The 20387-nt window shown below is 45.0% G+C and carries 16 protein-coding genes; 1 reads left to right on the top strand and 15 read right to left on the bottom strand.

Annotation, left to right across the window (positions count from 1 at the left end; all coding sequences use genetic code 11):
- Positions 1–137: 137 nt before the first annotated feature.
- The 12 genes from WMO62_RS02130 to WMO62_RS02075 form a co-directional block, all read right to left on the bottom strand.
- Positions 138–836 carry a hypothetical protein gene (locus WMO62_RS02130; RefSeq protein ID WP_349143650.1) on the bottom strand — a complete coding sequence of 233 codons (699 nt, stop codon included), beginning with the start codon at positions 834–836 and terminating at the stop codon, positions 138–140.
- 455 nt (positions 837–1291) lie between these two features.
- Complete coding sequence (locus WMO62_RS02125; protein ID WP_349143649.1) at positions 1292–1678, bottom strand: GtrA family protein; 387 nt, start codon at positions 1676–1678, stop codon at positions 1292–1294.
- Between the two features lie 9 nt (positions 1679–1687).
- Positions 1688–2911 (bottom strand): SGNH/GDSL hydrolase family protein, encoded by a 1224-nt coding sequence (locus tag WMO62_RS02120; RefSeq protein ID WP_349143648.1) that lies wholly within the window; start codon positions 2909–2911, stop codon positions 1688–1690.
- A 9-nt stretch (positions 2912–2920) separates the two neighbouring features.
- The gene (locus WMO62_RS02115; RefSeq protein WP_117497420.1) at positions 2921–4813 is read right to left on the bottom strand and encodes a glycosyltransferase family 2 protein; all 1893 of its coding nucleotides are present in this window, start codon (positions 4811–4813) and stop codon (positions 2921–2923) included.
- On the bottom strand, positions 4810–6933 hold the full coding sequence (locus WMO62_RS02110) for a class I SAM-dependent methyltransferase (RefSeq protein WP_349143647.1): 2124 nt from the start codon (positions 6931–6933) through the stop codon (positions 4810–4812). The genes WMO62_RS02115 and WMO62_RS02110 overlap by 4 nt, the downstream gene beginning before the upstream one ends.
- Before the next feature lie 12 nt (positions 6934–6945).
- Positions 6946–8226 carry an ABC transporter ATP-binding protein gene (locus WMO62_RS02105; protein WP_118439983.1) on the bottom strand — a complete coding sequence of 427 codons (1281 nt, stop codon included), beginning with the start codon at positions 8224–8226 and terminating at the stop codon, positions 6946–6948.
- Positions 8227–8239: 13 nt separating this feature from the next.
- Positions 8240–9052, bottom strand: coding sequence for an ABC transporter permease (locus WMO62_RS02100; RefSeq protein WP_117497424.1), 813 nt, complete (start codon positions 9050–9052; stop codon positions 8240–8242).
- A gap of 11 nt (positions 9053–9063) precedes the next feature.
- Positions 9064–9615 carry a dTDP-4-dehydrorhamnose 3,5-epimerase gene (gene rfbC, locus WMO62_RS02095; protein ID WP_117497426.1) on the bottom strand — a complete coding sequence of 184 codons (552 nt, stop codon included), beginning with the start codon at positions 9613–9615 and terminating at the stop codon, positions 9064–9066.
- Between the two features lie 15 nt (positions 9616–9630).
- A complete protein-coding gene (gene rfbA, locus WMO62_RS02090) occupies positions 9631–10500 on the bottom strand; it encodes a glucose-1-phosphate thymidylyltransferase RfbA (protein WP_118439985.1) in 870 nt (289 codons plus the stop codon).
- Positions 10501–10530: 30 nt separating this feature from the next.
- Positions 10531–11574 (bottom strand): sialidase family protein, encoded by a 1044-nt coding sequence (locus tag WMO62_RS02085; RefSeq protein ID WP_349143646.1) that lies wholly within the window; start codon positions 11572–11574, stop codon positions 10531–10533.
- Complete coding sequence (rfbB, locus tag WMO62_RS02080) at positions 11549–12631, bottom strand: dTDP-glucose 4,6-dehydratase (RefSeq protein ID WP_118439988.1); 1083 nt, start codon at positions 12629–12631, stop codon at positions 11549–11551. Before rfbB ends, WMO62_RS02085 begins: the two co-directional genes overlap by 26 nt.
- A gap of 128 nt (positions 12632–12759) precedes the next feature.
- Positions 12760–15195 (bottom strand): CotH kinase family protein, encoded by a 2436-nt coding sequence (locus WMO62_RS02075; protein ID WP_349143645.1) that lies wholly within the window; start codon positions 15193–15195, stop codon positions 12760–12762.
- A gap of 87 nt (positions 15196–15282) precedes the next feature.
- Here WMO62_RS02075 and WMO62_RS02070 point away from each other — a divergent pair, with 87 nt between their 5' ends.
- Positions 15283–16797, top strand: a complete 1515-nt coding sequence (locus WMO62_RS02070; RefSeq protein ID WP_349143644.1) for an ArnT family glycosyltransferase — start codon at positions 15283–15285, stop codon at positions 16795–16797.
- Between the two features lie 97 nt (positions 16798–16894).
- Here the strand turns inward: WMO62_RS02070 and WMO62_RS02065 are convergent, their stop codons facing one another.
- From WMO62_RS02065 to hemZ, 3 genes are all read right to left on the bottom strand, one after another.
- On the bottom strand, positions 16895–17206 hold the full coding sequence (locus WMO62_RS02065; RefSeq protein ID WP_147602285.1) for a DUF1540 domain-containing protein: 312 nt from the start codon (positions 17204–17206) through the stop codon (positions 16895–16897).
- A gap of 354 nt (positions 17207–17560) precedes the next feature.
- Positions 17561–18505, bottom strand: coding sequence for an Rpn family recombination-promoting nuclease/putative transposase (locus WMO62_RS02060; RefSeq protein WP_349143643.1), 945 nt, complete (start codon positions 18503–18505; stop codon positions 17561–17563).
- A gap of 414 nt (positions 18506–18919) precedes the next feature.
- A complete protein-coding gene (gene hemZ, locus WMO62_RS02055) occupies positions 18920–20386 on the bottom strand; it encodes a coproporphyrinogen dehydrogenase HemZ (RefSeq protein ID WP_349143642.1) in 1467 nt (488 codons plus the stop codon).
- Position 20387 lies beyond the last annotated feature (1 nt).

Raw genomic sequence — 20387 nt, 5'->3', positions numbered from 1 at the left:
CTGCCAGACTGAGCGGTTACTATAACTAATTATCTACAGGGCTAACCGTCTATCGGTAGCACCTTTTGATATTATAGTAGCATCCAACTACTTTTATGTCAAATACTTATTTCATGAAGAAACTATTCTCCTTAGTCTCACCCCACCTTTTCAATTCGGTACGCAAGTCCAATCTGTGCCGGATAAGTTTCCAGAATTATCCCATTTGTCCAGATTTCTACCGTATCTCCCACCTGTACCTCATCCTGCAGATTATCTTTGGGAATCACATAATCGCCTTCTGGCAGTTCAAGGAATCCTTCAGCGGTAGATACATAAGTGACCAACAGGTTTCCATCATTTACTTCTTTTACTTTTGCTGTAAAATGCAGTACTTCCTCCGGAATTGTGGTATCAGTAGAATTAATATCCCGGAAAATTCTCGGTTCTTCATCCACATATACAATCAACTGCCCTTCCGAACTTCTCTGATAACTCATACCAGTTCCAAAATTGGACTGATTATTTTCTGATGGCAATTCCGTTGCATCTACGGCTGAACCAATCTCACCATCCATGTTCCCACATCTGACCATACTGTCGACAAATCCCGTATCCTGATATAGAATCCCATCTACCATCACACATGGCGGATTCGCGATCGGATGAGATTCCGTAAGATCTGGCAATGTTACCATATCGCCAGAGCCATCCGTCTCATCCATCTGGATCTGTGGCTCATCTGTCTGTTGTACCGGAGTTCCCGCAGCTTCCTGTGTCACTGCATCTCCCCCACAGCCGCTTAAAATTCCAACTACCATTCCCATTGCCAATAATATGCTGATTGTTCTTTTCATAAAATATCCCCTTTTCCTTTTCTGAAATATTTACTTCTTGTACCTATATAAACGAAGAAACCGCATGTTTTACTACACCCATACAGAAAAAGCTCGCATAAACCAAATCAGCCCGGACAACAACATAAAAGCTCGCATAACTCCAAAACAGCCCCGGATACCAGCATAAAAGCTCGCATAAGTCAAAAACGGCCCGGAACGATGACAATAAACTGCGCTGTATGACTTGGAGCGGACTGAGAAGTTCTGGTGTGCTGACTGGTGCGTACACTTTAGTGTACGTAACGAGGCAGTACAGCAGGGCTTCTCTGTCCGATACACGTCATACGAGCTTTTATGTCATCGCTTCGGGCTGCGTTAATATTCATACGAGCTTTTATGTCATCATTCCGGGCTGTTCTAGAATCCGTCGAGTTTTTATATCATCGCTTCAGGCTGATATCAAGTTTTGCAACCTACTTCTTCTCAATAAAGATTTTTCTGGTAATAAAGTTATACACCATCACCACTGCGGTCGCACCGACTTTGGTGATCATATAGTGGATACCGAGAAGATCGGTTCCCAGCCACATACACAGTTCGTTCGCTCCCAGTCCTACAATACTCAGCAGGACAAAGATTACGAACTGGCTGCCTTTATTGGCATTTTTATCGGTCTCAAATACAAACGTAACACTTAAGATGTAGTTCACTGTCACAGATACTGTAAAAGAAATAGTACTGGAGATCAGCGGGTTAATGCCAAATACTTCGGTCAGGAATACCATGATTCCCCAATCAATGAAGAAACACAGGAATCCAACAAATCCAAATTTAATCATCTGTTCTATTAATTTTTTCATCTTACTTATTTACTCCCATTTTGCTTTTGTTCCACAGATCACACTGTAGAGACAGTCTGCAATCTGTTCATATCCTGCTCTTCCCGGATGAACTGCATCTGTAGGTACTTCCATCATCTCATCAGAATGAGGGTTGACTGGAACTTCTTCCGTGTCAAAATTATTGGCACTGTCATGGCAGATCGACGCCGGAACAAAATACAGATAGTTCTCATCCTTCAGTGTTTCTTCCAGATAAGTCATCAGATGAAATACCTTTTGATCCTCATCATACTTATAGCGGTCTCCATACAGAGCCTGCCCCTTATTATTCCAGGAACCGATACCATCCTGATTGGCAGGATAGATCGTGTGTACCAGATAGATCGGCAGTGTCGGATCTGTCTCATGGATATCTTTCACAATGGCAACAATATTATCACCATTTTCTGTCGGATCTTCCGCCAGTCCGTTGGTTCCCAGGAACAATTCCACTGCATCTGGGTGAAATCCTGTCTTTTCTGTATAATATTTCCAGTCAAAGTTGCCAGTCTTCTCATTGTAGAAAGGCTGTACCTTCTCATGTGGTTCTTCCATGGTGTAAGGTGCGTCCGTCAGATAGTTAGCAGCAGAAAAACCTCTTCTGGCTTCCGTCAAGGAACCACCCACACCACGGGTTCCCATATAGATAATCTTATTATCCGTCAGTTCATTGAGCCTCTCATACGTGGCAGTATTGCAGGACAGACTGTCACCGATAGTCAGCAGTGAAAAACTCTTCTTCTCTTCCGGAAGATCTTCCACGATCTTCAAAGTAGTAGAAGCAGTCGCCACCTGTGCACCATTATCATCAAAAATAGTAAAGATCAGCGGGTAATCTCCCTCCAGATCATCTGTTCCGGTAATGGAGAATTTGCGTTGCATATTTTTTCCTACTGCGCAGGTCCATTTCACATTATAGTCCTCGATCCTTGTTCCAAGAGAAGAGATCTGATTGTTATAAAGTTCTATGGTCACACCAGAAGCCACATAGATTTCCTCCGGCAGAAACAACTGCACACTGCTGTAGAGCCCTTCATCATTCTGAACAACTCCCTTTGCATCCAGCTTTGCATTCAGTTTTTTCACTTCATACTCCCGAGCCAGCTCATGCACTACAAGCACTGCTCCCAGAAACACACAGCAGATGGTCAGTGCCAAGATTGCACTGCGATATGCTCCCCTTATGACTTTCTCCCGTTCTAATCTCTTCATGTCTCTCCTCTAAAAGCGCAAGGTAAAATCGGAATAATCCAGTGAAAAATTCGGGTTATAGTACGGATCTCCCGCATCTAACTGTTCTTTCCATTTATCCCGGAAATGTGCGCATTCCCGTTCATAACGACGAAGTTTTTCTCCCTCTTCCATGCCGCGGGTCTTGGATTCATAGTGATACAGCTCCGCAAATGGAGTGAAAATGTTCAGATATCCTTTTTCCCGGATCTTCAGGCACAGATCCACATCATTAAGGGAAATGGTAAATGACTCATCAAGGCCATCCACTTCCTCATAAATGCTCTTTTTCACCATCAGGCAGGCTCCTGTGACAGCTGTCACATCCTGTGCATAACAAAGTCTTCCCATATAACCCAGGTGCTCTCTTGGCATCTTATAATGGGTATGTCCTGCAGAACGATGAGCTCCCAGCCCGATCACCACGCCAGCATGCTGGATCGTATTGTCCGCATAATAAAGCTTTGCTCCTACCGCACCAACATCTTTACGCTGTGCATACATAAGAAGCTGCTCCATCCAGTCCGGACTGATCACTTCCGTATCATTGTTCAGGAACAGCAGATACTCTCCTTTTGTCTCTTTAACTCCCACATTATTGATCCTGGAATAGTTGAAGCCACCTTCATAGGTTACAATCTTTACTTTTGGATCACTTTCCAGTTCTTTGTAGTAATCACGGATGCTTTGCTCTACACTGTTATTTTCCACTACCACGATCTCATAATTTTTCCAGGTAGATTTCTTCTCAATAGAAGTAATACAGCGTCTCAAATCTTCCACATGATCCTTATTCGGAATTACAATACTGATCAACGGCTCTCCATTGATCGGATACTTGATCTGAAAAATAGTCGGGAATGCACGAGTGCTCTCCACTTCCACTTCAATTCCATAATAATCACGCATATGATCATGAACTGCTCTCTTGGCCGCGTCAATGGCGTAGGTCTTGGCACCAATATCAGCTGCCACTGAATTCGGATGGGATCTCCAATAGTAGAGGATCTTCGGAATATGACATACATGCTTTGCCTCTTCGGTCAGGCGAAGGATCATATCATGGTCCTGACTTCCATCATACTCCGGACGGAATAACCCTGTCTTCTTCAGCAGATCTGCGTCAAACATGGAGAAATGACAGATATAATTGTTGGCACGCAGATTATCCGGAGAATAATCCGGCTTAAAATGCAGTACGATCAGATCATCAAGATTCGGAGAGGTAAAGGTCGCCTCATCCGTATAAACATAATCTGCATCTTTCTCACAGACTGTTTTCACACACTCAAACAGCAGACTTGGATGCATCACATCATCATGATCAAAAAGACCAATAAAATTACCGGTTGCCATGGAAAAACATACATTGGTATTCCCGGAGATTCCCAAGTTCTTCTCGATCTTCTGATATTTGATCCGGCTGTCTTTCTCTATATACTCCTGACAGATCCTGCCCACATCTGTATGCTTGTCATCACTTCCATCTGCCAGACACAGTTCCCAGTTCTTGTAGGTCTGTGTCACTACAGAATCGATCATTTCCCGCAGGAACTTCTCCGGGGTATTGTACAGAGGCACCAGAACACTGATCTTGATCTCTCTTGGAAATACAGTCTCTTCCTCTCTGCGTCTCTCCTCTGCATTCGGGAAAGATTTTGTTCCAAAATCCAGACGCTTGGACGCTTCTCCTTTTTTCTGTTTCCAGCGACGGTACATTCCTTTGAATCCACCGTAATGAATATAGGCATTTCTGGTACGGATCACAAAATGTACCACTACCCGCACCGGTTTTGACAGCTTCCAGTACCAGGTATCCCTCACCCCGTCAAATCGCTTGTCTCTGTGTGCAGGCAGTTCTGCCTTCTTGTTCTCTTCACTCATTTTCCTGTCCTCTTTAATTTCTTCAGCAGCTTAAATGGCGCACTGTTGTAAAGTCTCTCTGCTCTACGCACCCGGTTCAAAAGATTCATGCAGGCATAAGCTGCATCCGGGCTTATGGTCTGAACACTCAGCTCCACATAAAGTCTGCTTGTTCCTTCCACGATCCCACTGATCAGAAGCTGCGGATCTTCTGTGGTGTAGACGATGCCTGTGTTCTCCAGCTCTCTTCCGTTATGACTCCAAGGCAGTTCATAAGAACCTCCCAGTTCCCCTAATATCCGTCTGACCTTTACAAGACAGGTCTCTTCTGCCGGGTCAAGCCGCACAGCCTTACATCCTGCAGGAAGCAGAATCGTCAGCCGGATCAGCCCTTCCTTGTCAGGTTCGGTTTCAATCCAGAAACTATTGTTTTCTGAAAATCCCTGTCCACAGTCTGTATAGACCTGAATCTGGTCTTTTTTCGCATTTTTCAGAAGCTGCTCCAACTTCCAGGTTCTTCCTGCCGTGTGAAGATACTGTGCACCGATCGTCACGGTTCCACCCAGCAGCCAGAGCTGGAAATGATGTTCCATCTCCTCAAATATCTTCTCTTCTTCTGTGGAGATGCCTAGCTGTGCCAGATATCCCATCTGCTTAAGCTCGCTTCTGCTGTGCAGATAAAGAGAGACCGCTCTCCAGATCAGGTATTCCACTGGAACCTGAACATCAAAGGTCCACTCATAGTCAATGATCTGTGTACCATCTTCCGTCTCCATGAGATTTCCAAAGATCCAGTCCAGATTGTTGACCGGTGCGCCCAGATATGCTTTCTTAAAATCTGCTGTGCCGAACATTTCCACAAACTTCGGACTGACTGCAAATGGCTGCAACTCCTGCTGCAGACATTCTAGCAGTAACTTCTTGTATTCCTGCAGCGCTTCAGCCAGCTTTCCATATTCTTTCTGTGCCCGCAGGTCATCCAGCCGCTCTTCCAGTGTATGTCCACTTAAAAATTCAAAGTATGCCGCATCCTCTTTTAATTCGCAGTGGTTCACCTTCACGCAAGCCGCCGCATACTGTGTGCCCAGCACTTCTTCCCAGTGCTTCATAGCTGTTACATGCGCTTTTGCTTCCTGGCTTACCGGAACTTTTCTCACCTGACAGCCATCCTCTGTCTTCAGGATATCTGTCCGAATCATAAACTCTTTTGCCCGGTCATTGGAATATTTTACATAGATCGGCAGATCCGTGCGTTCCGATCCTGCCACGATCAGAAATGTATTGGAAAATTCCGGAAATCTTCCATCCGCAATGATCTGGTCATATACTTTTTCTTCATCAAACAGAACCAGACGCTCTCCTTCAAAATTCCGAAGGTTCTGATTCAGCTCTCCTGCACCCGGGAGCCAGTGATCTGAATACATACTCATCGGAAACCAGCGCTCCGGGTACGGATAATATATCCGATACTCCCCAAGACCACTCTTTTCCAGAAGAACTTCCAGCTCTTTTCTGGAACATGTACTTCCATTTCCTTCCAGACTGTCAAAATAACGTCCTGTATGCGGCTCCATAGCTCCTGCCCAGTATTTCATACCAAACCGGTTATCCACCGCAAGCACCAGATGTCCCTTTGGATGTAACCGCTTCTTAAGAATCTTCAATGCCTGCACCTGCGGATTCTCTCCTGCAAAATACCTTTGAGCCTCACTTACGATACCCGGTGCTATGATCCAGTCAAAATTGCCTTCGATCTGTTCCAGGTTTTTCCACAGATCTCCTGCGTAGACAACGAGATTATCCACATCCTGATGTCGGGTTGCCAACAGTTTACACCGGCTGAAGTTCTCCTCAAGACAGATCACCTCTGCTGCCTTTCCTGCAAAACCACCCGTCAGTTCTCCGCTGTCTGCACCAAATTCCAACACCCGGTCAGTCTTCTTTACAGGAAGCCACTGGGTCAGATTAGCCCGCAGATGGGACAGGTGATAGAGTACCGGCCAGTCCGGTGACTGCTGCTGGCGGCAGTCATACCCTTCTGCCAGCAATTCCCGGATTCTAGCATCTTCCAAAGCCTCTGTCTGAAGAAGTATTTCTTCTTCTCTATATTGAATCGTTACTTTTCCAATCTGTTCCTGCATGTGTTACGCCTTTCACGCCTTTTCAACGGTGATTGCCGAATTCATATCATAAAAACCAACCGTATCCTTATCAGACAATACAGTCATTCCCACCAGATCATACAGCCGGTGGTATACCCGGAACTCATCACCCACATATCCTGTACAGCCAAGGGAGATCAGATAATCTCCTCCCTGCAGGTCGATCCGCTGGGTATAGGTAACGATCCGGCTCTCACCGGCTTCCACGACACCTGTCTCCACGCGCTCGAACATGGTATTGGTTCCTGTAATATCCGTACCCTGCTTATTACGGATCGTGATCGTAAAAATCGGGTTCTTCACCTGCTCATGGAAGTAGAGCTTTGCCTTGATCTGACAGGTGGATCCCTTCTCAATAATACTGGAATACTGACCGTACTGGTCAATGATACAAAAATCTACGATCTCTGCCTGTTTTTCACCATAATCTAACAGCTTTGGATTGATTTCAAAGTGCTCTTTCCATGCTTTTCCATCTTCCACATGTTCATTGATCGCACTCTTTCCATTCACATCCTCCAGGGTATCCTCGTCAAGCTGATGGACCAGAAGCTTCTTATACATGTTGACCATATCACGGGGGGACCCTTCTGCCAGCTTCACACCTTTATTCAGAAGGACAACCCTGTCACAATATTTTGCAATGCTGGTCAGATCATGGCTGACAAACAGAATGGTCTTGCCCAGCTTCTTGAACTCTTCAAATTTATGATAACATTTTGCCTGGAAGAATACGTCTCCAACTGAAAGTGCCTCATCCACGATCAGGATCTCTGGATCAATATTGATAGCCACTGCAAATGCAAGACGCACAAACATACCGCTGGAATAGGTCTTCACCGGCTGATGGATAAATTCGCCGATATCTGCAAAATCCAGGATTGCCTGCAGTCTGTCATTGATCTCCTCCTCTGAAAAACCAAGCATGGTGCCGTTGAGGTACACATTTTCCAGACCTGTATATTCCATATTAAAACCGGCTCCCAGCTCCAGAAGAGCAGAAATCCGCCCATTGATCTCCATCGTTCCGCTGGTCGGACTTAACACACCGGTAATGATCTTCAGAATCGTTGATTTACCGGAACCATTGACACCAATGATTCCCACCGTCTCTCCCTGATGGATCTCCATGCTCACGTCCCTGAGCGCAAAGTGCTCAGTGTAGCATTTCTTCTTAGTGAGTCCCAGAGAATCCTTCAGACGGTCACGGTTACGGTTATATAATTTATATACTTTTGTAATATGCTCTAACTTAATCGCTTCGCTGCTCATGATTCTCCTTCTCTTACAGTACGTCTGCAAAATGAACTTTCAGTCGACGGAATACTCCGCTTCCTACGATCCATGTCACGATCGTTACTGCCCAGAAATAAATATTCATCCAGCCAAGCCCGGCTATAGAACCGGAGCCGAACAATACTTCCCGGTAACCATAGACAATATAGCAAAGCGGATTCAGTTTTAATACTGCCAGGATTGGATATTTGGCAAGCAGATCCTCCAGTGACCACATGATCGGTGTCATCCAGATACCTACCTGAAGGAAAATATTGATGATCTGGCTCAAATCACGGAAAAAGATCACCAGTGAACTGGTCAGCATGCAGAGTCCCGTCACAAAGATCATCAGACAGCCGCTGAAATAGACCACCCACAGAGTGTGCAGTCCCGGATAATATCCGTACAGTGCAAACAAAAGCAGCATAAACAGCACGAAAAACGCATGAATAAACAACGCCGCAATGGTCTTCACCAGCGGCAGAATGTCGATGTTGAAGACCACTTTTTTAACAAGATAATTATATTCCAGCAACGCATTGGTACCGTTACTTAAGCTCTCTGAAAAATAAAACCACGGTACGATACCGCTGACCAGCCAGAGAACAAAGGGCACTGTAATGCCCTGTTTTAACTCGGCAGTGGCATTGTTCAGACCGATCTGGAATACAAACCAGTATACCAGAACGATCACGACAGGCTGAACCATTGCCCATACCACGCCAAAATAGGAACCTGCATATCTGGTCTTGAAATCATTCTTTGCCAGCTTCCAGATCAGCTTCCTGTTGGTCCAGAAATCTCTTAACATTCGGAGCATCTATTCTCTCCTTACTTTTTCAGTTCTTTGATGCCGCCCCATTTATGATCCTTCTCGGAAATGGTCAGCTCCATGCCTTCCGGAATCGGCCATTCAACTCCAATATCCGGGTCATTCCATGCCAGTCCGCCCTCATCGTTCGGATGATAGAAATCGGTGCATTTGTAAGCAAATTCCGCATAATCAGACAGCACCAGGAATCCGTGCGCAAAATTTTTCGGAATAAAGAACTGCTTTTTATTTTCTGCAGACAAAAGTACACCAAACCATTTTCCATAGGTCTTGGAACCCGGTCTTAAATCTACTGCCACATCAAATACTTCTCCGCTGACTACGCGAACCAGCTTGTCCTGCGGATAATTGATCTGGAAATGCAGACCACGCAGCACACCTTTCTTGGATGCAGACTGATTGTCCTGAACAAACTCCATGTCAATACCGGCTGCTTTATAATCATTATAATTATATGTCTCCATAAAATATCCACGCTCATCACCAAATACAGTCGGAGTGATGATCTTCAGCCCTTCAATATCACAGGTCTCTACTGTTATCTTTCCCATTTTTTACGTCCTTCCTTACAGTCCATTTGCCACATCTGTCAGATACTGGCCATATGCAGTCTTCATCAGCGGCTCAGCCAGCTTCAGAAGCTGCTCCTTATCAATAAATCCTCTTCGGAATGCGATCTCCTCGATACAGGAGATATAAAGTCCCTGACGTTTCTGGAATGCTGCTACGAAATCTGCTGCATCCAGAAGAGCATCATGATTGCCGGTATCCAGCCATGCAAATCCACGACCCAGAGTCTCCACATGAAGAGTTCCTCTTCTCAGATATTCGTTGTTGATGCTGGTGATCTCGATTTCACCTCTTGCAGACGGCTTTACATTTTTCGCGATTTCAACTACATCATTATCATAGAAATAAAGTCCCGGTACTGCATAGTTTGACTTTGGATGTTCCGGCTTCTCCTCGATGGAAACAGCCATGCCATTCTCGTCAAACTCAACCACACCGTACTCTCTTGGGTCACGTACATAGTAACCAAAGATCGTAGCACCGCTCTCCTGAGCTGCTACTCTTCTAAGTACCTGTGAAAAGCTCTGTCCATAGAAAATATTATCTCCAAGAATCAGGGCCACACTGTCTTTTCCAATAAAGTCAGCACCAATGATAAATGCATCTGCCAGTCCTCTTGGCTGTTCCTGCACTGCATATTCAAATCTCATTCCCAGCTGGCTTCCGTCTCCTAACAGTTCTTCAAACACAGGAAGGTCTCTCGGTGTGGAGATGATCAGCACTTCACGGATTCCTGCAAGCATCAGGATCGACAGCGGATAGTAGATCATCGGTTTGTCGTATACCGGCATAATCTGTTTAGATACCGCCTTGGTCAGCGGATAAAGTCTGGTTCCTGAACCTCCTGCCAGAATAATTCCTTTCATTGCTTAAGTCCCCCTTTGGTTTTTATTTTTTTATTCCGAGTCCATGGCACGAAGCAGAAAATCACAGTCTGTCAGAAAATTTCTTGCAAATAAGAAATACAGCTTTCCGTCCTCTTCTTTTACTTCGTACAGTCTCACTGACTCATTATCCGGCATGGCTGATTTCACATACAGCTCCACCGGTTCAAATTCATCTGTATAATCGCAATAATAAACACTGGCTCCCTGATAGCTTTCGCCCACGCATGCAAGATCACTGCTCACATATAATCTCCAGCCATCCGCAGTCTTCTCGCAGGACGCCATCTCATTATCTGCCTCATTGGGAAGCAGTGTTTTCGGTTCACTCCAGGTCATTCCATGATCAGCGGATTCCATGACGCAGATCTTCGAAGGCCCCTTGTCATAATCTTCCATCTCAAAGAAATAATAAAGTGTTCCATCGAGATAACGAATATCTCCATCTTCCAGATTCTGCTTTCTGCTGATGATATCTGTCATATATTCCCAGTTGACCAGATCATCCGAATGATACAGCCTTACCGTATAGATTCCATTGTCTCCATCCGGTGACGGATTATTGATGGTTCCGTCGATCTCTGTGTTGGTCAGCAGATATCCTTCATCGATCTGCACCAGGATTGGATCAATGGCCAGTGTATCCGTGGTAACTGCCACCTGATCATCCATCAGCTCTGCATCAGATGTAAGTTTCAGAATGTGGGTCTCATTGCTGTGATTGCTGTATGCAACTGTATAGCTGTCTGCTGCAGTTGTCTGGGATTCTGCTGCAGGCTCATTGCCTCCATCATCCTCCATCACGTAGATCCAGGATGCCTGTGTTCCTTCAAATCGGCGAACCTCCTGTCCCTCCAGATCAAGAATACGGACCTGCTCATCCACGCTGGTAATAATGTGATCCCCGATAAATTTGGCATCTGCATTATGATACTGGTTCAGCGTGAAGCCATTCTCCGGCTGCACACTTCTGCCTGCAAAAAGCGCCAGTCCGGCGATCAGAATTCCGACCGCCGGTACTGCCAGGTTTTTATTTATTTTTATACATTTCTTCATAATATTTCTGATAATCACCACTGGTTACATTTTTCATCCAGTCCTCATGTTCAAAGAACCACTGAATGGTCTTCTTGATTCCTTCTTCAAACATGGTCTCCGGATACCAGCCAATCTCTGCTTTGATCTTGTCCGGTGCGATAGCATAACGACGGTCATGTCCTTTTCTGTCAGTCACGTAAGTGATCAGCTTGTCGCTTACCAGTTCTTTTCTTGGATCTCCATCCGGCAGCATCTCCTGAAGGGTATCCAGGATAATGTGAATGATCTGGATGTTCTGCTTCTCGTTGTGTCCGCCGATGTTATAACGCTCGCCCAGCTTGCCTTTCTCCTGAACCATGTCAATTGCTTTCGCATGATCGTCTACATAGAGCCAGTCACGGACATTTTTACCGTCACCGTATACCGGCAGCGGTTTTCCCTGCAATGCATTGTTGATCACCAGCGGGATCAGCTTCTCCGGGAACTGGAACGGTCCGTAGTTGTTGCTGCAGCTTGTGATGTTGCACGGGAATTTATAGGTATCGAAATATGCTTTGGTCAGCATATCTCCGCTTGCTTTACTTGCTGAGTACGGGCTGTGCGGGGAGAACGGAGTGGTCTCATAGAAATAATTATCTCCATCATCCAGGGAACCGTATACTTCGTCAGTGGAAACATACAGGAATTTCTTGTCCTCCTTGAAACTTCCGTCCGGCAGCTCCCATGCAGCCTTTGCCGCATTCAGCATTACCAGTGTTCCCAGTACGTTGGTCTTCACGAACACTTCCGGGTTCTTGATACTGCGGTCTACATGGCTCTCTGCTGCAAAATGTACCACGCGGTCAATATCATTCTCATCAAAGATCTTCGTGATGGCTGCGCTGTCGCAGATATCAGCTTTTACAAACGTATAGTTCGGCTGATTCTCCACATCCTTCAGATTCTCCAGGTTTCCAGCATAGGTCAGGCAGTCCACATTGATGATGCGGATAGTGTCTCCATATTTACGGAACATGTAGTGAATGTAATTGGAACCGATAAATCCGGCTCCTCCGGTTACGAGATAGGTTCTCATGAAATTTCCTCCATAGTATTCATTTTCTTCCATTTTGGCAGCGTAAAAGGCAGACTACGCCCTTTGGCACGCTGTATTTGAAATTATTATAGCATTATTAAGAATTGATTACAAGTTCCAGTATTTTTTCATGGATTTTCCACCGGAATCGACTCTTCCTGTGCATTTACACCATAGAGAATCCCGTTTTCTTTATAAAAATAAATGTAATCCGTATCATAAAGTCCCAGCGCTTCTGTCAGAAAATCCAGACGAACTGTATAGATCCTGCGGATCTTCTCCAGTTTTTCTGCAAAACCAGATCCATTCCAACGGCTTTCATTAATCTGCGCATCCGTTCCATAATACCCCAGATACCAGTCCAGTGAACTGATACCGTCCGGATCATATCCTGTCTCCGGATTCAGTGCTTTTTCCAGAGCCGGAACAAATTTTGTCATCCACTCCTTGTAGACTGCCTCTGCAAAATCTCTGTGATGATAAAACTGCATCCAATAGCCCTCCGGCTTCAGATCCGATGCAGCCGCAAACCAGCTGGAGGCTGCTCCTCCTTCTCTTGCCAAAGAATGCTCCATATCCCATGGCCAGGAGGCATGCAATTTCCCATCTCCACAAATATCCGAATCCTTATAATAATACACACTTGAATTCACACTGTTTTCTTCATTCAGTTCGTAAAACAGCCACTGATCTGCAAAGGATTCCAGATCAATATAGTCTGTATAATACTTTCCTTTGTCATTGTAGCCGTCCTTTGCATACAGTGCATTTTCAAAATCCTGCCAGAAATCTGCAATATAATATACTTGGCTCTGGGATGCCCAGTTCATGCTCGGAATCATAAAGGACAGATTCCGGTCACTGACAAAATTGGCTTTCGTTCGGTCATAATCCTCATTATCCAGTTCGATAATATAGCCGCCAGTCACATCCTCCGGCGTCTGATCCAGTTCATACCAGGTTCTCTGGGCGTAAAATCCTTCATTTTTCCAGGTCGTATGTGCATACTCCCGCAGTTCACTTTTGCTGTTCAGCTCCTTGGTCTCTGTTTTCAGATCCTTTAGATCAAACCGGGTCTTTCCGATCTTGATCTTACCCATCAGCAGATACACTCCCTCATATTCTCCATTAATATAGAGATGCACAAACTCTGAGGACGGGGCATAAGCCATACCGATCTCATTGACCAGATCATAAGTGAGCTTGTAAGAAAGCAATGAATTGTCACGATAAGTGGCCAGAAGCACATAATCTTTTGCTGCACCCATACCTAACAGATCCTGTTTCTCTGTAAATGACAAGTTGTAACTCTTCTTCGGTGCACGGAAGGAATCATTTCCATGACCCTTGATTTTCTCAAGTCTGGCAGTCTGGGTGACCTTTCCATTGTTTTCCAGAATCATACAGGTTCCCTGTACTTCATTTTGCTTGTCAGATCCAAGATAAGAAACCGCATCTTCCCGATCCAGATCCAGCATCATTGTCGCCGCATGTTCTGCGGTCAAATATGTAATGGGATAGGTATAGCCTTCATGCTCCAACTCATATGTTTTCTGCCCCGGCTTTCTGGTAAACTGGCTCACATCCCCATCGGTAAAGGAAAATGTGACTGCCAGCTCTGTCTGCTCATATCCCGCCGGGATTGCAAAGCACCAGGACTTATCTTCTGCCGAATAATATGCCTGTATGGAGACTGCACTCAGACTGACTGGAACTTCTGCGGTCGCTGTTTCCACCACATCTGCATATTCTGTGGTCAGATCTGGAACATCATCTTCCTGTTCCCACAGATTCCAACCATCCACACCCCATGTCAGGTCAAGTCCCAGCACTTCCTGATTGAGGCTCTCTGCCGTCTCTTCCTGTCCCGGCGCAAAGCTGTTCCGGATCTCACCGCGACTCTCCCCTGTCAGCAGGGTCTTCCCTTCCTGCTCCGGTGCCAGCTGTCCGTTCACAGTTGCCAGACTTCCACAGTTCAAAATGCAGGAACCCAGTCTTGTATTGGATGCAATGGCTCCTGCCAGCGGTGCCGAAAAGTCACCACTCTCCACCTGCAGATTTGCCACCGTTCCTTCCAGGTTGCGGAACAGTCCCGCATCTGTATCCGATGTGATCATCACATTGCTCAGATGATGTCCATTTCCATCAAAGATTCCCTGAAAACAATACTGCGTATTTTCTGCATTTCCAATAACCAGATCCTCTTCCACCTCTGCCAGATCCAGATCTGCATTCAGATTCACATACTGTCCTTTATATGTATTTCCTTTATTCACGCTCCGTACAAATGTCAGATAATCTTCTACAGAATTGATCTCCAATATCAGATCTTCCTTCTCTGCTGCGTCATCTGCCACCGGCATGGTATCTTCTGTATTCTGATTGCCCCAGCCTGCTATGGCCTTCCGATTGCTCCAGCCTACTGCAAGCACGGCAGCACTGATCAGCAGGATTATCAAATATTCTATATTTTTTCTGGTCTTTGCATCCATTGCCTCATCTCCTGTCCGATTTGTTTCTGCATTATATACTGCAAATCCTTTATTTTCAATATTTTCTGCCATTCTTAAACGAATCTTAATAGATAAGGCGACATTTACTTTTCGTCTGTAACATGCTATATTGAACAAAAAGATTCTGGAGGAATTTCCTTGAAAAAAATAAATAGAACTCTACTACAGATCACCGAAAAATACTATTGGCTCTGGTTTGCTCTGCTCTGTGCAGTGACAGCCTTCCTTTGTTTTCGCTGTCTCGGTGTGAAAGCAATCGACTCCTGGGACGAAGCTCGCCATGGCATCTCTGCCTATGAAATGCTGAAAAACAAACAATTTCTGGTCAACACTTATCTGGGAAAACCGGATTACTGGAATGTAAAACCGCCGCTTTCCTTTCTAAGTGTTGCAGCCGGATTTGTGCTCTGCGGATACAATGCAGTGGGACTTCGCTTCTTCTCCGCTTTGTTTTATCTTCTGACTGTCATCTTTGCCGGATTATTTGCCAGAAAATACAGCCGTCTGGCATCCCTGCTGACCATGGTCTTTTTATGCGCCAACTATTTTCCATTCAAAGCGCATCTGGCACGAGCCGGAGACGCAGACAGTCTGTACTTGCTTTTGTTCACCCTTTCCATGCTCTGTATGCTGAAAGTCCGTGATAACGGTCGCTGGCTCTATGCCTGCGGATTGTTCTTCTCCCTGGCATTTCTGACCAAAAGCTTTCACGCCGGGATGATTGCAGCCGTAGGAGGGCTCTTCCTTCTGCTGACAAAAGAATTGTTTCATCAAAAGCCAAAACGCTGGATCATTTTCATTGCCTGTGCGGTACTGCCGATCCTGATCTGGGGCATCTGCCGTTATCAGTACGATGGCATTACCTTTTTCCAGAATATGTATGAAGCGGACATTGCCGGTCGGACTGCAGCCGGTGGTCTGGAAGGACATGGATTCCCATTTTCTTTTTACTGGACTTCCATCTTCTGGAATTTTGACTACATCTACGGATGGCTGACCCTGATTGTGATCATCGGACTGATCTGCCTGTGGATCCGTCCGCTGCGTCCTGTGGATACGCCGCTTCCCAATGTGGATCTCACTGGAATCCTGTTTTGGTTCTTCGTTCCATTCCTCGGATTCTCACTGGTATCCACCAAATTAATGTGGTATGTATATCCCTGTATCATACCATTATGTATGCTGGCTGCCGTCTTTGTGGCAACCTTTCTTGCAACCGTGCTTACAGAGAAACATGTGGCGGGCTTTGCCGGACTATTGATCAGCCTTGTACTGCTGGCTGGAACTGCCGTCTTTGTCTGGAATAATTACTGTGATAATGTACGTGGTGCCAGAAGTAATGACCTTCAGACCTTTGTACAGGAGCAATTCAGTCGTGACAGTGATCTTGCAGGATCTACCATCTACCTGGATGCTTATGATCCATTCCTCTATGCTAATACTACAGACTGGGAACAGAACATGCAGCTTCTTGCCATGCTGTCCGGTGACCTTGATTGTCAGGACGGCGGCGCAGAAGCATTCCTTGAAGCACCTGAACATGCACTTCTGATCCTGTCCATTCCATTTTTACAGGATCACCCGGAGTTGGAAGCCTATACCGTACTGGCGGACAATGGTCAGTATATGCTGATTTCTTCAGTGTCAAAGTAAAGCCACGCAGAGGCGATTTTGCGAATGTGGCTCTGAAGAGTTATAAAAAATCCGTGGAATCTGATTTTTTCCACGGATTTTTCATACTTATTTCAGTTTATTTCATTTTAAAGGTCGCACATTCTGTCTGACCGCAGTGACAGGCATTGCTTCCTGACACCTGAATCTGATCTGCCGCACATTTGCAGGAATGGTTATAACAACAACACTCTGCTTCACATGCTACTTCTGTCGGTTTGCTTGGAATGGCATTGCTATTGGTCATACCATCCTTTTTCTCGCGGAAACTCTCGCAACAGGTCTCATCTGTCACTTTCGCATTCTTTCCTCCCACATGGATATTATCCTTACAGCAGGAATCTTCTTTGTTGTACGCACAGTTTACAACTGAACAATCCAGTCTTGTCATGTTCGTCCCTCCTTCAGATTATTACTTTTGTAGTATCTGAAGATTGGGTGAAAATTATGTATGGTAAAATGTGGATTGTCATAAGCTCCTTGCATTTTACCCATTTAGAGCCTTATCCGCAACCATATTTCACTCATTCATGCGCGAAAATACTATAACTATCTGCTCTTTTTTATCATTATCATTGGGAAATCCATGACGAAATGTCATATTTAGAATGCACAAAAAACAACAAAATCCGGAAAACCAGTTCATCAACTGATTCTCCGGACCTCTATTTCAGATATTCATTCACACCTTTTTTAACAGCCTGCACCTTATGCACATCTGACTGAAAAGCTCTCGTAATACTCACTAAAGAATTCTTTTTACTATTTCTTCATCACTTTCCATTGGATATGCACTAAGCAACTCATTTATTTTATGGACATATTCCAGGGACAGATCCAAGTCATCCGCAACTGTCTCCTCGTCTTTGTTCTTTTTCTTCAGTAACCGGCGCAAAATAGAAATTTCTTCTACTTTTCTTCCGGTTATCTGACCTTCCTCGCGGCCTTCCATCAGACCTTGTTTGAGGCCTTCTTCACGACCTTCTTCACGACCTTCTTCACGGCCTTCCTCACGTGCATCTTCGCGTTCATACTCCAGTTCTTCCCATTTTTGCATATACTTTACCCCGATTTCTTCACTCGCCTTGATCTGTTCGACATATTCATGAAGTTTCTTCAGGTTCTCACTGTCGTCGCCTATTTTATCGGCATCCATGGTCTCCATATATTCCAACAATGCAACCAGCTCTTCTGATACTTCATTGCGATTCGTTCCATGACTGTTCAGGAAAATGCGGACTGCTCCATCTTCCAGTCTTAAATCTGGTTCTTCCTCACAATATGGATGAAAAGTATAGCAATATCTTCCTTTTCCAAACAGATCAAATGGAGTGATCATAATAATGCAGGTGTCATTCAAAAGATTAAAACTGCGCGTCCCCGGAGCTAACAGTGAGGAATCTATCACTCCCTGGTAAAAACGGCTTCTCTTAATCAGATCTGTATTGCGACGCTTCTGAGATTCCGTATTGTAGATCGTCTTGTCCTGATCCATTGAAAACGTGTCCAGACGTATAGATCGAAGCCACGGTGCTGTCTGCATCTCTTTTTCTGTCTGTACCTGAGATAAAAGCTTTAATTTTTCATCTCCAAGAATGATCCGTAATACTGCTTCATGCGCCTCCGGGATCTCCATCGTCTCATTAAATAGGAATCTGTCGAACAACGTTAATTCCTGCAAAGTTTTCATTTGTCTTCTCCTTCCATTTTACCCATTTAGAGCCGTATCCGCAACCATATTTCACACATTTACACATGAAAATACTATACTATCTGCTCTTTTTTATCATTATCATTGGGAAATCTATGACGAAATGTCATGACTCGAATTGATGCTACTATCATATCACAGAAAAATTTGTGTGTCATTAGTGTTTACGGATTGTTTAGATTCTTTATGAAAACGTCATATTTAGAATGCAGAAAAAACAACAAAATCCGGAAAACCAGTTCATCAACTAATCTTCCGGACTTACTTCAGGAATCACAGAATAAATAATGCCCACTGCTCCAACTGTCACTAAAACAGTTGGAGCAATTTTTTTACAAAAAAACGAACCCATCTTTTTCAAATGGATTCGTTCTTTCATGATTCGATAGAATTTTATTCTTCTGCAAATAGTTCTTCTTTTCTCTGGATCATCTCATCGATCTTCTCTATATACAACGCCACATCTTTGATATTCTCGCACCGTTCGATCCGATAAGAACCATCGGGGTTCTGTTCATTCCAGACACGTTTGGTGGAAGCCCCGGCTCCGCACGCCACGATGGTCTGTTTCTCTTCCATGATGAGGATATTGTAGATACCAGCCTTCTCCGGCTGTGCGTAACCTACGTTTTCAAAATTACCGGCCATATTTTTCTGGCGATAGAGATAATATGGCGACAATCCCATCTCTGCACAGTATCTGGCAGTCATATCCATGATCTGCATATTATTTTCCAGACCCATCTCCTCGTATTTATCTTTGAAGAGGCTGAGTCTTGCAGCACGCTTGATCGCCAGAGAGTGGACCGTCACGCTGTCAGGTGCCATGGCTTCCAGCTCTTTCATAGTATGCTCCACATCATCATAGGATTCTCCCGGAAGTCCCACGATCAGATCCATATTGATATGAGCAAATCCCATGCTGCGGGCCAGCGTAAATGCTTCTTTTACCTGATCTACGGTGTGACGTCTGCCGATGATCTCCAGTGTCTTCTGGTTCATGGTCTGGGGATTGATGGAGATCCGGTCAATGCCATGATCCAGCAGCACCTGAAGCTTCTCTCTGGTGATGCTGTCCGGTCTGCCCGCTTCCACAGTAAATTCCTGCAGATGCTCCGTATCAAACTTACTCTGGATCTTGGTCAGCAGACGGTCCAGCTGATAAGGCTCCAATGTGGTCGGTGTACCACCGCCGATATAGACTGTATTAAGCTTTTTATCCCGGAACCGGTCTGCCACATAATCCAGTTCCTTACATAAAGCATCCAGATACTGATCCACCCGCTTCCGCCATCTCTCCAATGGATAGGATGAGAAGGAACAATAAAGGCAGATGCTTGGGCAGAACGGAATCCCCACATAGAGGCTGTAGCCATCTTTGTAGTCAATATTTCGAAGCACATACCGTTCCCGGTTGGCGATCATGACGCTCAGTGCCACCTTTTCCTTGCTTGCCAAATAGGTATTCCGCATATATTCTGCGGTCTCTACATTGCTCATGCCCTGCTCGATCAGTCCCATGGCGATCTTCGCCGGGCGGATTCCCGTCAGGGTTCCCCAGGGAAGAGTCTGTCCCGTGTATGCACACAGCAACTGGTATAATTGGCGTTTCATCCGGTTTTTCGTCTCTTTCCGCTCTGCATAATTGATGACGGACACACCGGATTCTTTTTCTTCGCCCTGCTCCATCAGGCAGATGGACACAGTCTCATCTGTAAACTCCACAGAAATACGAAGAGCCGTATCTTCGGTAAATGTATCCTGTACATGGATCTGCACATCTTCTCTTGGAAAAAAAGATTTCACAAGGGAATGGATATCATATTCGAAACTCGGCCGGTTTACAATTACTTCTATCATA

The organism is Hominiventricola aquisgranensis (assembly GCF_040096225.1).
Lineage (GTDB): Bacteria > Bacillota > Clostridia > Lachnospirales > Lachnospiraceae > Hominiventricola > Hominiventricola aquisgranensis.
Note: the sequence above shows the minus strand (reverse complement) of the source record. Positions and strands in the feature narration are given on the sequence as shown.